Source organism: Pseudooceanicola sp. (genome assembly GCF_029213205.1).
Lineage (GTDB): Bacteria > Pseudomonadota > Alphaproteobacteria > Rhodobacterales > Rhodobacteraceae > Pseudooceanicola.
On the sequence record NZ_JARGNH010000009.1, the window covers coordinates 77,115 to 91,012 of the forward strand.

Annotated in this window: 12 protein-coding genes; 10 read left to right on the forward strand and 2 right to left on the reverse strand. The window is 67.0% G+C overall.

Annotation, left to right across the window (positions count from 1 at the left end):
* Window positions 1–31: 31 nt before the first annotated feature.
* From P1U48_RS09305 to P1U48_RS09320, 4 genes are all read left to right on the forward strand, one after another.
* Window positions 32–958, forward strand: coding sequence for a branched-chain amino acid ABC transporter permease (locus P1U48_RS09305; protein ID WP_301068695.1), 927 nt, complete (start codon window positions 32–34; stop codon window positions 956–958).
* Window positions 955–1,890: a branched-chain amino acid ABC transporter permease gene (locus tag P1U48_RS09310; RefSeq protein WP_301068696.1), complete on the forward strand. Its 936-nt coding sequence runs from the start codon at window positions 955–957 to the stop codon at window positions 1,888–1,890. Before P1U48_RS09305 ends, P1U48_RS09310 begins: the two co-directional genes overlap by 4 nt.
* A complete protein-coding gene (locus P1U48_RS09315) occupies window positions 1,887–2,612 on the forward strand; it encodes an ABC transporter ATP-binding protein (protein ID WP_301068697.1) in 726 nt (241 codons plus the stop codon). Before P1U48_RS09310 ends, P1U48_RS09315 begins: the two co-directional genes overlap by 4 nt.
* Window positions 2,613–2,789: 177 nt before the next feature.
* A complete protein-coding gene (locus P1U48_RS09320; protein WP_301068698.1) occupies window positions 2,790–3,497 on the forward strand; it encodes an ABC transporter ATP-binding protein in 708 nt (235 codons plus the stop codon).
* A 3-nt stretch (window positions 3,498–3,500) separates the two neighbouring features.
* On the opposite strand, the gene P1U48_RS09325 is transcribed toward P1U48_RS09320, so the two are convergent.
* Window positions 3,501–3,917, reverse strand: coding sequence for a MarR family transcriptional regulator (locus P1U48_RS09325; protein WP_301068699.1), 417 nt, complete (start codon window positions 3,915–3,917; stop codon window positions 3,501–3,503).
* Window positions 3,918–3,982: 65 nt separating this feature from the next.
* On the opposite strand from P1U48_RS09325, the gene P1U48_RS09330 reads away from it, so the two are divergent.
* The 5 genes from P1U48_RS09330 (at window position 3,983) to P1U48_RS09350 (ending at window position 10,311) form a co-directional block, all read left to right on the forward strand.
* Complete coding sequence (locus tag P1U48_RS09330; protein WP_301068700.1) at window positions 3,983–4,600, forward strand: FAD binding domain-containing protein; 618 nt, start codon at window positions 3,983–3,985, stop codon at window positions 4,598–4,600.
* Entirely contained in the window at window positions 4,597–7,320 is a 2,724-nt protein-coding gene (locus tag P1U48_RS09335) for a molybdopterin cofactor-binding domain-containing protein (protein ID WP_301068701.1), read from the forward strand. The genes P1U48_RS09330 and P1U48_RS09335 overlap by 4 nt, the downstream gene beginning before the upstream one ends.
* A gap of 156 nt (window positions 7,321–7,476) precedes the next feature.
* Window positions 7,477–8,925, forward strand: coding sequence for a 6-hydroxynicotinate reductase (locus P1U48_RS09340; protein ID WP_301068703.1), 1,449 nt, complete (start codon window positions 7,477–7,479; stop codon window positions 8,923–8,925).
* Window positions 8,922–9,740 carry a UPF0280 family protein gene (locus P1U48_RS09345; RefSeq protein WP_301068704.1) on the forward strand — a complete coding sequence of 273 codons (819 nt, stop codon included), beginning with the start codon at window positions 8,922–8,924 and terminating at the stop codon, window positions 9,738–9,740. The genes P1U48_RS09340 and P1U48_RS09345 overlap by 4 nt, the downstream gene beginning before the upstream one ends.
* The gene (locus P1U48_RS09350; protein WP_301068705.1) at window positions 9,733–10,311 is read left to right on the forward strand and encodes an amino acid synthesis family protein; all 579 of its coding nucleotides are present in this window, start codon (window positions 9,733–9,735) and stop codon (window positions 10,309–10,311) included. Before P1U48_RS09345 ends, P1U48_RS09350 begins: the two co-directional genes overlap by 8 nt.
* On the opposite strand, the gene P1U48_RS09355 is transcribed toward P1U48_RS09350, so the two are convergent.
* Window positions 10,308–11,336: a 2-dehydropantoate 2-reductase gene (locus tag P1U48_RS09355; RefSeq protein ID WP_301068706.1), complete on the reverse strand. Its 1,029-nt coding sequence runs from the start codon at window positions 11,334–11,336 to the stop codon at window positions 10,308–10,310. The two genes, P1U48_RS09350 and P1U48_RS09355, sit on opposite strands and share 4 nt — an antisense overlap.
* Before the next feature lie 298 nt (window positions 11,337–11,634).
* Between P1U48_RS09355 and P1U48_RS09360 the strand changes: the two genes are divergently transcribed.
* A complete protein-coding gene (locus P1U48_RS09360; RefSeq protein WP_301068708.1) occupies window positions 11,635–13,791 on the forward strand; it encodes an anthranilate synthase in 2,157 nt (718 codons plus the stop codon).
* Window positions 13,792–13,898 lie beyond the last annotated feature (107 nt).

The window sequence follows — 13,898 nt, forward strand, 5'->3', positions numbered from 1 at the left end:
GAAAATCACCCAGTAACCCGCAAGGATCACGATGGAATTCGGCCCCTATCTGATGCTCGCCATGCTCGAGGGCGCGGTGCTGGCCGCGGTGCTGGCGCTGATGGCCTCGGGCCTGTCGCTGACCTTTGGGGTGATGCGGGTGGTCAATGTCGCGCATGGCGAATTCTACATGCTGGGGGCGGTCATCGCCTGGTTCGTCGCACATCTGGTCGGCGGTGGCGCGGCGCTGTCCTTTGTCGCCGCCGCGATCATTGCGCCGCTGGCGGTTGGCGTTCTGGCCGCCGCCGCCGATATCACCATCCTGAAGCGCATCGACTATGACCCGGAGCGCACCATCGTCGCCACCATCGGGCTGCTCTATGTGATCCAGCAGGTGACGCTGATGACCTATGGCCCGGATGCGCGCCCGGTCGAACCGCCGTTCAATAGCCGGATCGCGCTGCCCTGGATCGAATGGGGCGAGGGCGGGCCGTCGCTCTATTTCCCCTGGGGGCTGTCGACCACCTCTTACAAGCTGTTCGTGATCGGCGCCGCTGCGGTGCTGATCCTGGCGATCCGACTGTTCATGACCCGTTCGCGCGCCGGTCTGATCATGCGGGCGACGCAGCTGGACAGCGACATGGCCACCGCCTTTGGCATCCCGGTCGAGCGGGTCTATGCGGCGGTGTTCGGCCTCGGCGCGGCACTGGCGGCCCTGGCCGGGGTGCTGATCGTGCCGATCCAGCAGGCGCATTACCTGATGGGCGGCGACGCCCTGCTGCTGTCGTTCATCGTGGTGATCATCGGCGGCCTCGGCTCGATGGCCGGGACCATTGTGGCGGCGGTGCTGATCGGCATGTCCGACGGCATCATCTCGGTGTTTTTCTCACCGACCCTGGCCAAGATCATCGCGACGCTGCTGGTGGCGCTGGTGCTGGTGTTCCGCCCGCAGGGCCTGTTTGGGACCCGCGACAGATGAGCCGCATCGTCGCCCTGCACCTCGGCCTGGTGGCGCTGTTGCTGGCGCTGAATTTCCTGCTGCCCGCCTACACCCATGGCAATATTGCCCGGATCATGGTGCTGGCGGTCTATGCGATCGGCTATAACATCGCCTTTGGCTATACCGGGCTGCTGTCGCTGGGCCATGCGATGTTCTTTGCCGCGGGCATGTATGGCACCGGGCTGATCCTGCGGTTCAGCGAGCTGTCGGCGCTGCCTGCCTGGGGGGTGGGGCTGGCCTGCGGCGCCGGTCTGGCGCTGGCGGTGGGGCTGCTGGCGCTGCGCACCGCCGGGGTGGCGTTCATGATCGTGACGCTGATGTTCTCGCAGGCGGTCTATTTGATCATCCTTTATTTCGGCGCCTTTACCCGTGGTGACGAGGGTTTTGTGATTGAAGCCGCCGATCGGATGATCTGGGGCCTCGACCTCGGCCAGCCGCAGGTCCGCTATCTGGCCGCCTGGGCGCTGTTCTCCGTGGTCTTGCTGATCTCGCTGCGGCTGGTGCGCCGCCCGGCGGGCCGGGTGTTCGTCGCGATCCGCGAGAATGAACTGCGGGCGCGGTTGCTGGGCTATGACACCTTCCGCTACAAGCTGTTGGCGCTGGTGATCTCAGGGACCATTTCGGCGGCCTCGGGTGGCGCCTATGCGCTGCTCTTCGGCTATGCCGGGGCCAGTTTCGCCACGGTGCAATATTCGATCTTTCCGTTGCTCTGGGTGCTGCTGGGCGGCGCGGGCACCGTGCTCGGCCCGTTCCTTGGCACCTTGTTCATGTTCTACCTGATCGACATCGCCTCGGGTCTGACCGAGGCCTATATGCTGATTGCCGGTCTGGCGCTGATCGGCCTCACCCTGTTCGCGCCACAGGGCATCGCCGGGGTCATCCGGGCGCGGCTGTGGAAGGATCTGCCATGAGCCTGATCCTGTCGACGCGCGGATTGTCCAAATCCTTTCAAGGGTTGCGGGCGGTGCATGAGGTCGATTTCGACCTGCCGCAGCATCAGGTCCGGGCGCTGATCGGCCCGAATGGCGCGGGCAAGACCACCTTCGTGTCGATGCTGATCGGGCGGCTGGCGGCGAGCGCAGGCCGCATCTGCTTCGATGGTCGCGATGTCACCGATATGCCCGCCCATGCCCGCGTGGCCCTCGGCATGGCCTATACCTTTCAGATCACGTCGGTTTTTGCCCGGCTCAGCGCGCATGAGAATGTGGCGCTGGCGGCGCGCCGCCATCTCGGCGCCGATCAGGATGCGGTCGAGGCCGAGGTGCAGGAGGCGCTGGGCCGCACCGGCCTGGCCGATCGCGCCGACGCGCTGGCTCAGGACCTCTCCTATGGCCATCAGCGGTTGCTGGAAATCGCCATGGGGCTGGCACAGCGGCCTCGGCTGATGATCCTCGATGAGCCGACCCAGGGCCTGGCCGAAGGTGAGATCGCCGCGTTCAAGGCGTTGATCCGCGACCTGGCGCGGGACACCACGATCCTGCTGATCGAACATAATATGGCGGTGGTGATGGAGCTGGCCGACCGGATCACGGTGTTGAATTTCGGCGAGATCCTGGCCGAGGGCACCCCGGCGGAGATCCATGCCGATGCCCGGGTGCAGGCGGCCTATCTGGGGAGTGGCGGCGATGATTAGACCCGCGCCCTGTTGCCAGCGCGCGCCCTTTGGCCGGGCGCGCAAAATAGAGAAAATGCCTCCGGCGGGGATATTTGCAACCAGAGGAAGCAGGCGGATCGGCCCTCGCTTCCTCTGGTCTGAAATATCCCCGCCGGAGGCTTCGCCGTCAGGCGAAATCAGCCCGGGGCGCCACCAATGCTGAGGCTGGAGGGGATCAGCGCCGGATATGGCCCGGCGATCGTGCTGCGCGATCTCAGCCTCAGCGCCGCGCCGGGGCGGATCACCTGCCTGATGGGGCGCAATGGTGCGGGCAAGACCACGACGTTGAAGGCGATCATGGGGCTGGTGCGCCCCAGCGCCGGGCGGATCATGCTGGGCGATCAGGTGATCTCGGATCTGCCGGCGCATCGGGTGGCTGGGCAGGGGATCGGTTATGTGCCGCAGGGCCGGGGGCTGTTTTCCGAACTGAGCGTGGCGCAGAACCTGCGCATCGGGCTGATGGCGCGGCGCGGCGACGCGGCCGAGACCGCTGCGATCCGGGCCGAGGTTCTGACCCGGTTTCCGCGCCTGGCCGAGCGGCTGGATCAGCGCGCCGACACCCTGTCTGGAGGCGAGCAGCAGATGTTGTCGATGGCCCGCGCGCTCTGCCTGCGGCCCCGGCTGCTGCTGCTGGACGAACCGACCGAGGGCTTGCAGCCGAGCATGATCGAGGCAATCCGCCAGGTTATCATGTCGCTGCGCGACGCGGGCGCGGCGGTGCTGTTGGTCGAACAGCGGATCGACGCGGTTCTGGCGATTGCCGATCATGTCCATGTGATTGAAAACGGGCGCAATCTGGAAGATTTCGACGCCGCCGCCCTGACCCGGGCGCCGGAGCGTCTGCGCGCCCATCTCGGGGTCTGAGGCTCAGCCGAGGCGGGCCAGCAGCGCCAGCAGGGTGGCGCTTTCCTGCTCGGACAACGGCGCAAGGGTTTCGGCGCTGATCTGATGCCCGGTTCCGACCTGCGCAGCAAACCAATCCCGCCCCTCGGGGCTGAGCCGCAGACTCAGGCGGCGCTGATCGTCAGGATCGGGTCCGGCCGCGATCAGCGCCTTGGCGCGCAGCCGGTCGACCACCCCCTTGATCGTCGCCCCGTCCATCGCCACCGCCCGCCCCAGGGCGTTTTGCGACATCGCACCGCGTTCGTACAGCCGGGCCAGCACCGCGAATTGCATCGGCGTCACCGCATCGATCCGGGCGGCAAAGAGTGCCAGGTGGCGCTGATTGGCGCGGCGCATCAGAAACCCGACCTGATCGTCGAGCCGATAGTCAGATTGGCCCATATCCCGTCCCTTGCTGTGTTGATCCCGAACTTGACAGAGCGGGGTCGCGGCGCTCACGCTCTCGTTTGTATACCAACGCCCCCGACGCTCATAGCGCCCAACTGAAAGCGGCGACGCGCGAGGTCGGATCGGTGCAGATCCAGAATGCGGGCACCCTCGGCGGCAATCTCTGCAACGCTTCCCCCGCCGCTGACGGGGTGCCGGCCCTGCTGAGCCTTGAGGCGCGGGTCGAGCTGCGCAGCGAGAGCCGCACAAGGGTGCTGCCGCTCAGTGATTTCCTGCTCGGGCCGCGCCGGACCGCACTGGCGGCGGGCGAGATCCTGAGCGCGGTGCTGATCCCTGATGTCTCTGGGCAGGGCGGCTTTCTCAAGCTTGGTGCGCGGCGCTATCTGGTGATCTCGATTGCCATGGTGGCGGCGCGGATCGCGGTAAGCGAGGGGCGGATCAGTGCCGCCGCGCTGGCGGTCGGGGCCTGTTCGCCGGTGGCCTGCCGCCTGCCAGACCAGGAGGCGGCGCTGATCGGGTGCCCGGTGGCGGCGGCGGTGTCGGCCATCGACGCGGCGCTGATCTTGCCGGTGCTGGCGCCAATCGACGACCCGCGGGCCGATGCCGGGTATCGCCAGATCGCGGCGGTCGAATTGCTGCGCCGATTGGTCGGGGACATGACGGGGGCGGCGCGATGAGCCTTGATCTGAAGGTCAACGGCCGACAACACCAGGTGAGCGCCGCGCCGGGGCGTCGCCTGTCGGATGTGCTGCGCCACGATCTGCGTCTGACCGGCACCAAGACCGGCTGTGACGCGGGCGATTGCGGCGCCTGCACGGTGCTGATCGACGGCGCCCCGGTCTGTGCCTGTCTGACCCCGGTTGCCCAGGTGGCCGGGCGAGCGGTCGAAACCGTCGAGGCGCTGGCCGGGATGCCGGAAACCGCCGCCCTGCAGGCCGCGTTTCTGCGCCACGGCGCGGCACAATGCGGGATCTGCACGCCGGGTATGTTGATGGCCGCGACGGCGCTGATCCGCCTTGTGCCGCAGCCGAGCCGGGCCGAGGTCGAGGCGGCGCTTGGCGGGGTGCTCTGCCGCTGCACCGGATACACCAAGATCATCGATGCGGTCTGTGACGCCGGGCCGGGGGCGATGCCAGTACAGCCCATTGCCGGGGCGGCGGTCGGCGCCCGGCTGCCACGGCTCGACGGCGGCGACAAGGTGACCGGGGTCGAGCGGTTTGGCGCCGATCACCTGCCCGAGGGCGCGCTCTGGCTGCGGGCGATCCGCTCGCCACACCCGGCGGCGCGGTTCCGGCTGGGCGATGTCGCGGCTTGGGCGGATGCGGTCGGGGTGCAGGTGTTCACCGCCGCCGATATCCCCGGGGTCAACCGGTTCGGGGTGATCCCGGCCTTTATTGATCAGCCGGTGCTGGCCGAGGGTGAGGTGCGGCTGCGCGGTGAGGCGGTTGCGCTGATCGCCGGGCCGCGCGCGGCGGTGGAGGCGGCGGATCTGGCCGGGTTTCCGGTAACCTGGGAGGTGCAGGAGGCGATCAGCGATCCGGGGCAGGCCATCGGCGCCCGCCCGGTGCAGCCCAGCCGCCCCGACAATGTGCTGATCCGTGGCCAGGTCATCCGTGGTGATGCCGAGGCGGCGCTTGCCGCTGCTGCGCATCTGGTGGAAGGAACGGTCGAAACCGGCTTTGTCGAACACGCCTATATCGAGCCCGAGGCGGGGGCGGCCTGGATGGAGGGGGACACGCTTTGCATCCGCGCCTGCACCCAGGCGCCGGTGATGGATCAGGAAAGCGTCGCCAGCCTGCTGGCCCTGCCGCTGGAGCGGGTGCGCATCCTGCCCTCGGGTACTGGCGGCGGCTTCGGCTCCAAGCTTGATCTGTCGGTGCAGCCGCTGATCGGGCTGGTGGCGCTGAAAACCGGCCAACCTGCCGTGATGGCCTATTCGCGCGCCGAATCGCTGCAGGTGAGCACCAAGCGTCACCCGGCCCGGATGGCGGCGCGGATCGGTTGTGACGCTTCGGGGCGGATCACCGGAATGACGTTCACCGGCGATTTCGACACCGGCGCCTATGCCTCCTGGGGGCCAACGGTGGCGAACCGGGTGCCGGTGCATGCCTCTGGGCCCTACTACACCCCGGCCTACCGGGCCGAGGCCGCGGCGCTGCACACCAACAACCCGATTTCCGGGGCGTTTCGCGGCTTTGGCGTGCCGCAGGCGGCGATCTTGCAAGAGACGCTTTATGACGATCTGGCGCAGAGCACCGGCATCGACCGGCTGGCGTTCCGGCGGTTGAATGCGCTGAGCGAGGGCCAGCCGACGGTCTGCGGCCAGGAGCTGGGCGGCGTCGGCATCGGCGCCTGTCTGGAGGCATTGCAGCCGCATTGGGACCGGGCGCGGGCCGCGGCGGCGGCGTTCAATACGGCGGCAGAGACCAGTGACGGCGCGATCCGGCACGGCGTCGGGGTGGCCTCCTGCTGGTATGGCTGTGGCAATACCGCATTGCCCAATCCCTCGACCATGCGGCTGGGGCTGAGCGCGGCAGGGCGGCTGGTGCTGCACCAGGGGGCGGTCGATATCGGTCAGGGGTCGAACACGGTGATCGCGCAGATCTGCGCCGATGCGCTGGGGCTGCCGCTGGCGGATTTCGACCTGATCGGACCGGACACCGCGCTGACCCCGGATGGTGGCAAGACCTCGGCTTCGCGGCAGACCTATGTTTCTGGCAAGGCGGCGCTTCTCGCCGGGGCGGCACTGCGGGCGCAGATCCTGGCGCTGACCAACCGGGCTGCCGACGCGGTGCTGGCGCTGGAGGGGGCGCGGCTGAGCGTCAGGGATGCCAGCGGTGAAAGCCTGCTCGACCTGGCGCAAATGCCCGGCGGCGCAGGCGGGTATCTGCTGATGGCGGAGGAAAGCTATGACCCGCCGACCCGGCCCTTGGGTGAAAACGGGCAGGGCGCACCCTATGCGGTCTATGGCTTTGGTGCGCAACTCGCTGAGGTTGCGGTGGATTGCGCCCTGGGCACGGTCCGGGTGCGGCGCATCATTGCCGCGCATGATCTTGGCCGGGTGATCAACCCGCTGCTGGCCGAAGGCCAGATCGAGGGCGGCATTGCCCAGGGGTTGGGTCTGGCGCTGATGGAGGACTACCTGCCGGGGCGGAGCGAGAACCTGCATGATTACCTGATCCCGACCAGTGGCGACATGCCCGAGATTGTGCCGATCCTGCTCGAAGTGCCCGATCCCGAGGGGCCGATGGGCGCCAAGGGTCTGGGTGAACATGCGCTGATCCCGACCGCTCCGGCGATTCTGAACGCGATCCGGGATGCGAGCGGGGCACGGATCACCCGGTTGCCGGCGCTGCCGCACCGGGTGCTGAAGGCGATCGGGGAGGCGGCGGGATGAACGCGGTGCGACCGGTCTCTGCGGCCCATATCGCAGACATAGCCACCCACACCCGCCCGGGCTGCGCCTGCCTGCCCCCCGGCAGGCGCATTCGCGCCCGCCCAGTCCGGCGCAACCCTTCGGTACTGTCGCCACGTTGCAACCAGGCGTTAACTCATGACCACCCCTGACGCCCGCCCCGAGAAGGTCCGCTGCGATGCCTGCCCGGTGATGTGCTATGTCGCCGAAGGCCGCACCGGCGCCTGTGACCGCTATGCCAATCACAATGGCCAGATCGTGCGCTGTGACCCGCTGACCATCCTCGAGGCGGCAACGGAAAGCGGCACGCCGCTGCGCCCGTTCCTGAACGCCGATTGGGACGGCAGCCTCGCCACCGATGACGGGCGCATTGTCACCGCGATCGGCGCGGGCACCACCTATCCGGATTTCAAACCCGCCCCGTTTATCGTCTCGCGGAAGTTCGACGGGATCGACGCCGTCACCGTGGTGACCGAGGCGATCTATTCCTATTGCGGCGTCAAGGTGAAGATCGACACCGACCGCCACCTCGGCCCGGAGGGCGCAAGGGTCTTGGCCAAGGGCGAGGTCGTCGGGCTGGTCATCACCTCTGAATATGGTTCGCAAATGCTCTCGCTCGGCGGTGTCGATCACCTGACAGGCGGCTCGAAATCCGAAGGCCGGGCGACCTGCGACACCTTGCTGGCGCTGTGCAATTGTGAACCGGTCACGTTGCAGATCGATGGCGGCGCGGAGGTGATCGTGCAGGCCGGGCAGCCGCCGATTGTCGACGGCCAGCCCGAGGCGCGGATGCGGGTCGGCTGCGGTTCGGCCACCATCGGCATGTTCGCCGGCCAATGGCAGGGGTTGGTGGACGAGGTGGTGGTGGTCGATGACCACATCACCGGCGTGGTCAGCGAACACCAGGCCGGCAAGGTGATCGGCTGGGCCGACACCGGCATCCGGATCAAGGGCCACCGTTCGACTCCCGGGCGCTATTTCCGGGTGGCCGAGCCCGGCCTTGGCTGGGGCGGCACCAATATCGACGATCCGCTGGCGATCTTGAATCCCTGGCTGGCGAAAAAGGGCGCGCGACCCGGGCTGACGCTGCTGATGGTTTCAACCACCGGAGAGCATGCTGCCTATTATGTTCTGGATGACGATCTGCAGCCGCGGCGGCAAGAGATACCCGCAGCCCTGCAGCCCTCGGTCGATCTGATTGCGGAAAACTGCGAACGGGCGCTCTGCACGGTGATGTTTCAGGCCGGTGCGGGGGGATCGTTGCGCTCAGGTGTCACCCAGAACCCGGTGCGGCTGACCCGGGCGGTGCAATCCGGCGCGGTCAGGGTCACGGTCGGCGGCGCGCCCGCCTATATCTGGCCCGGCGGCGGCATCACCCTGATGGTCGATGTCACCGAGCTGCCACCAAACAGCTTTGGCTATGTGCCGACACCGGCGCTGGTGGCGCCGCTGGAATTCACCTGTGACCGTGTCACCTTCCGGGCGTTGGGGGGCCATGACGACGCGGTGCGCGATATTTCGGATGTGCTGGAAAACGGCAATGAATACGGGGCCGAGCATCGGATCTTGCCGGGGCGCACAGAATGACCGGGCCGCAGGCGCAGATGCTGAGCGGAGACCGGCTGCACCTCAACCAGGGACCGATTGACCTGATCCTCGGGGCGAGAGGGCCCGGTCGCGCGGCGTTTTTTGCCGCCGCCACCGCGCGGTTTCAGACGGTTCTGCAGGAATTGGTGGCCGAGCTTGCCAACCTGCGCCGTGCCGATCCGCCGCCGCTATCCGGCCCGGTGGCGCGGCGGATGCAGGCCGCCATCACCCCCTTGGCGGTGGAGTTCGTCACCCCGATGGCCGCCGTGGCCGGGGCGGTGGCCGATGAGATCCTGCAGACCGCACCGCCGGAGCTGCCAATGGCCTATGTCAACAATGGCGGAGATATCGCCTTTCAACTTGCGCCGGGTCAGAGCTTTGCGGTGGCGATGGTCGGCGGAAGCCTCACTCTTCCCGCCGCCGCGCCCTGGCGCGGCCTCGCCACCTCGGGGCGCGGCGGACGCTCACATTCACTGGGGATCGCCGACGCGGTCACCGTCATCGCCAGAACCGCCGCCCAGGCCGATGCCGCCGCCACGATGATTGCCAATCGCGTCGATCTGCCCGGCCATCCGGCGATCAGCCGTATGCCGGCGTGCCATCTGTCGCCGGACAGCGATCTCGGCGACCGCCCCGTCACCACCGGCCTTGCCCGCCTCACCGCCGCCGAAACCGCCCAGGCGCTGGCGGCGGGCGCCGCCTATGCCGAAACCCTGCAGCTGCGCGGCCTGATTGGTGGCGCGCAGCTCTGCCTCAACGGCGCCACCCGCCAAACTGGCCCCGATATCTTGACCAAGGACCCTGCCCATGCCTGATTTTACCCTGCGCAAGACGATGATTTTTCTGGAAGATATCCAGCACGACGGCGGCCCCGTCGGTCCGGTCCGGCAGCGCGGCGCGATTGTCGCGCTGGTGCGCAACCCGTTTGCTGGCGGCTATACCCCGGATCTGCAATCGGCGATGGACGACCTGAAACCGCTGGGCCTGCTGATGACTGATAGGCTGATCGCCGCGATGGGCGGTCGCGACGGGATCGACGGCTATGGCAAGGCGGCGATGTGCGGCACCGGCGGTGAATTGGAACACACCGCGCTCTGGCACGTCCCGGGCGGTTATGCGATGCGCGAGCGGCTGGGCGAAGCGCGGGCGATTGTGCCCTCGGCGATGAAGCAGGGCGGGCCGGGCATCCGCATCGACGTGCCGCTGGGGCATATCAATGCCGCCTATGTGCGGTCGCATTTCGATGCGATGGAGGTCGGGCTGCCGGATGGCCCGCGCCCGGATGAATTGCTGCTGGCGCTGGCGATGGCGCGCGGTGGCCGCATCCATGCGCGGATGGGCGGGCTGCGTGTCGATCAGATCAGTGTCGGCGACGGGCTGCGCTAATCGGCAAAGCCGCGTTGCCGCTCGATCGCGCGCAACTTTTCCGTCGCCGCCTCCAGCACCGGGCAGGGCACGCCGCGCGCCCGCGCCAGCGCCACGGTGGCACCAAAGATCGGCTCCACCTCCATCGGGCGGCCCTTTTCCAGATCCTGCAGGGTCGAGGGTTTGAAGCCCGGATCCCGCGCCGCCAGCTCCAGCCGTTTTTCGGTGGTCATCCGGATCTCGGCACCCTCGGCCTTGGCCAGGGCGCGGACCTCTTCCATGATCGCGGCGGCCTGCTGGCGCAGCGTTGGATCGGCCATGATTTCCGCCTGGGTCAGCCCGGACAGGGCGGCGACCGAATTCAGCGCGCAATTGCTGAACAGCTTGGAAAACAGCGAATTCTGGAACGGTTCGGTCTCGCGGATGGTCAGCCCGGCGTCCCGCAGCAGCTGGGCCAGGCGTTCGACATCCTCGCGCGGCTGGCCGGGCAGGCGGCCAAGGTCGAGATAACCGTCAATCTCGACCTGGATCAGCCCCGGTTCTGGCACCGAAGCGCCCATATAAGCAATCGCGCCAATCGCCCGTTCGGCGCCGACCAGCCGCCACAGGCGGCCCTTTGGATCGACCTCGGGTGCGCCCTGGACCCCGCCCTTGCCATCGGGCAGCGGATACCACCAGGGCAGCCCGTTGACCACCGGCACGATCCGCCCGTGCGAGGCCAGCAGCGTTGCCAGCTTGCCCGCCATCGCCGGAATCTGATGGCCCTTCAGAGCGGTGATCACGACATCCTGCGGCGGCAGCTCGGCGGGGTTTTCGACCGCCGTGACCGGGATCGCTATCGGTTCGGGATGCACTGGGGTTTTCAGCCGCAGCCCGTAGTCGCGGATCGCCTGCAAATGCGCGCCCCGCGCGATGACCGAGATCTTGCCCAGCCCGTGATCCCGCGCCATTGCCAGCCGTGCGGCGATGGTGCCGCCAATCGCGCCGGGCCCGACGACGCAGACATTGAGATTTCCAGGCGGCAGCGGTGGCAGGGTGTTGGACATCGGCGGGCCTTTCCTGGCAGTTGCGGGTGGCGGCACGATCCGCAGCGGGCCGCACCGGTTGCGACGATAGGCAGTGGCTGCGCTGCGGGCAACCGCCAAGCGCGGCACCCGCCCCCGGTTTACAACGCCCCGACCGCTTGCTAAATCGGGTCAGCCTGCAACGGAGCTCTGCCGCATGTGCAATCAGCGATGGCCAAGCCGGATCGAAGCAGGGCGATGGCGCGCGCCGTCGTCCGTCTGATACTTGCCCGGCAACCGAGGGCGCCCCGGCGCACCCGACACATGAGAATCCAAACCAATGACTGACCTGACCTTTGTGACCAAGGGTGGCGTGACAATTGCGCGCCGCGAAACCGAAGCGCGTTATCTGGCCGCCGCCGAAGAGTTGGCCGAACGGCTCGACTCCCGTCTCGGCGCGCTGTTTTCGTCGAACTACGAATACCCGGGGCGCTATACCCGCTGGGAATTCGGCTTTGCCGAACCGCCGCTGATGATCGAGGCGCGGGGCCGCGAGATGGCGATCCGGGCGCTGAACCCGCGCGGTGAGGTGCTGGTGCAGCTGCTGCGCCCGACCCTGGAACCGCTCGACGCGCTGTCGTCAGTGCGCGACTCCGCCGACGGGCTGGCGCTGACCATCCGCACCCCCGACCGGGTCTATAACGAAGAGGAACGTTCGCGCGCGCCCTCGGTGTTTTCGGTGCTGCGGGCGATCACCGATCTGTTCCATGCCGAAGAGGACAGCCACCTCGGCCTCTACGGCGCCTTTGGCTATGATCTGGCGTTTCAATTCGAACCGATCGAATTGAAACTGAAACGCCCCGATGATCAACGCGATCTGGTGCTGTTCCTGATCGACAGCCTGCTGGTGACCGATCACTATTCGACCCGGTCCTACACGCTGTCCTATGAGTTTTCCAAGGACGGGCTGAGCACCCAGGGCCTGCCCGGCGGCGGCCCCAATGATCCCTTTGTCAAAGGCCCGTCCGAGGTGCCGCGCGGCGATCATGTGCCCGGCGAATACGCCAAGCTGGTGACTGAGGCGAAGAAGAGCTTTCGCCGCGGCGATCTTTTTGAGGTGGTGCCGGGACAGGTGTTTTATGAACCCTGCAAGGATGCGCCCTCTGCGATCTTCAAGCGGCTGAAAAAGATCAACCCGGCGCCCTTTGGTTTCATCATGAACCTCGGCGCGCAGGAATATCTGGTCGGCGCTTCCCCGGAAATGTTTGTGCGGGTCACCGGGCGGCGGGTGGAAACCTGCCCGATTTCCGGCACCATCAAACGCGGGGCCGATGCGATCGAGGATTCCGAACAGATCCTGAAGCTGCTGCAGTCCAAGAAGGACGAGAGCGAGTTGACGATGTGCTCGGATGTCGATCGCAATGACAAATCCCGGGTCTGCGAACCCGGCTCGGTCCGGGTGATCGGACGTCGGCAGATCGAGATGTATAGCCGCCTGATCCACACCGTCGATCATATCGAGGGGCGGCTGCGCGAGGGCATGGATGCCTTTGACGCCTTTCTGTCGCATGCCTGGGCGGTGACGGTGACCGGGGCGCCAAAGCTCTGGGCGATGCGGTTCATCGAGGCGCATGAAAAATCGACGCGGTTCTGGTATGGCGGCGCGGTCGGGGCGATCGGCTTTGACGGCGATATGAACACCGGGCTGACCCTGCGCACCATTCGGATCAAGGATGGCGTCGCCGAGGTCCGCGCCGGGGCGACCCTGCTGAACGACAGCGACCCGAACGAGGAAGAGGCCGAGACCGAGCTGAAAGCCAGCGCCATGCGGGCGGCAATTCGTGGCGATGTCACGGGTAATGCTGCTGGCGGCGACGGCTGGCGGCTGCCGGTCGGGCAGGGGCGACGGGTGCTGCTGGTCGATCACGAGGACAGCTTCGTGCACACTCTGGCGAATTATTTCCGCCAGACCGGGGCCGAGGTTCTGACCACGCGAACACCGGTTTCGGATCAGGTGTTTGACGACTTTCACCCCGATCTGGTGGTGCTGTCGCCAGGCCCGGGCAACCCGGCGGATTTCGATTGCCGCACCACCATCGGCAAAGTGCTGGCCCGAGACCTGCCGCTGTTCGGTGTCTGCCTGGGGCTGCAGGCGATTGCCGATTATTTCGGCGCGACGCTAGAGCAACTGGATGAGCCGATGCACGGCAAACCCTCGCGGGTGCGGGTGCTCCACCCCGGGGTGGTCTTTGCCGGTCTGCCGGAGGCGGTGACCATCGGGCGCTATCATTCCCTGCACGCCCGGCGCGAGACAATTCCGGATGACATGATCGTGACTGCCATCACCGAGGACAATGTGGTGATGGGACTCGAACATCGAAACCGCGCAATCGCGGCCGTGCAATTCCATCCCGAAAGTATCATGTCCTTGGGCCAAGATGCTGGTATTCGGATGATCGAAAATGTGGTCAGCCGATTGTGCGCCAAGCCGGTTTGAGCCAGTGAAACAAGCGTATCATTGGGAAATTGTTCAGCGCTAACGGTCAATGGATTAATTGTCTTGGGTAAAGAAAGCGACGCCGACCGGTATCGCTTTCTTTATCG

Coding starts and splice junctions, on each gene's coding strand:
- P1U48_RS09340 (WP_301068703.1), top strand. CDS start 7,477: ATGACCACCCCTGACGCCCGCCCCGAGAAGGTCCGCTGCGATGCCTGC.
- P1U48_RS09315 (WP_301068697.1), top strand. CDS start 1,887: ATGAGCCTGATCCTGTCGACGCGCGGATTGTCCAAATCCTTTCAAGGG.
- P1U48_RS09355 (WP_301068706.1), bottom strand. CDS start 11,336: ATGTCCAACACCCTGCCACCGCTGCCGCCTGGAAATCTCAATGTCTGC.
- P1U48_RS09325 (WP_301068699.1), bottom strand. CDS start 3,917: ATGGGCCAATCTGACTATCGGCTCGACGATCAGGTCGGGTTTCTGATG.
- P1U48_RS09305 (WP_301068695.1), top strand. CDS start 32: ATGGAATTCGGCCCCTATCTGATGCTCGCCATGCTCGAGGGCGCGGTG.
- P1U48_RS09335 (WP_301068701.1), top strand. CDS start 4,597: ATGAGCCTTGATCTGAAGGTCAACGGCCGACAACACCAGGTGAGCGCC.
- P1U48_RS09350 (WP_301068705.1), top strand. CDS start 9,733: ATGCCTGATTTTACCCTGCGCAAGACGATGATTTTTCTGGAAGATATC.
- P1U48_RS09310 (WP_301068696.1), top strand. CDS start 955: ATGAGCCGCATCGTCGCCCTGCACCTCGGCCTGGTGGCGCTGTTGCTG.
- P1U48_RS09360 (WP_301068708.1), top strand. CDS start 11,635: ATGACTGACCTGACCTTTGTGACCAAGGGTGGCGTGACAATTGCGCGC.
- P1U48_RS09320 (WP_301068698.1), top strand. CDS start 2,790: ATGCTGAGGCTGGAGGGGATCAGCGCCGGATATGGCCCGGCGATCGTG.
- P1U48_RS09345 (WP_301068704.1), top strand. CDS start 8,922: ATGACCGGGCCGCAGGCGCAGATGCTGAGCGGAGACCGGCTGCACCTC.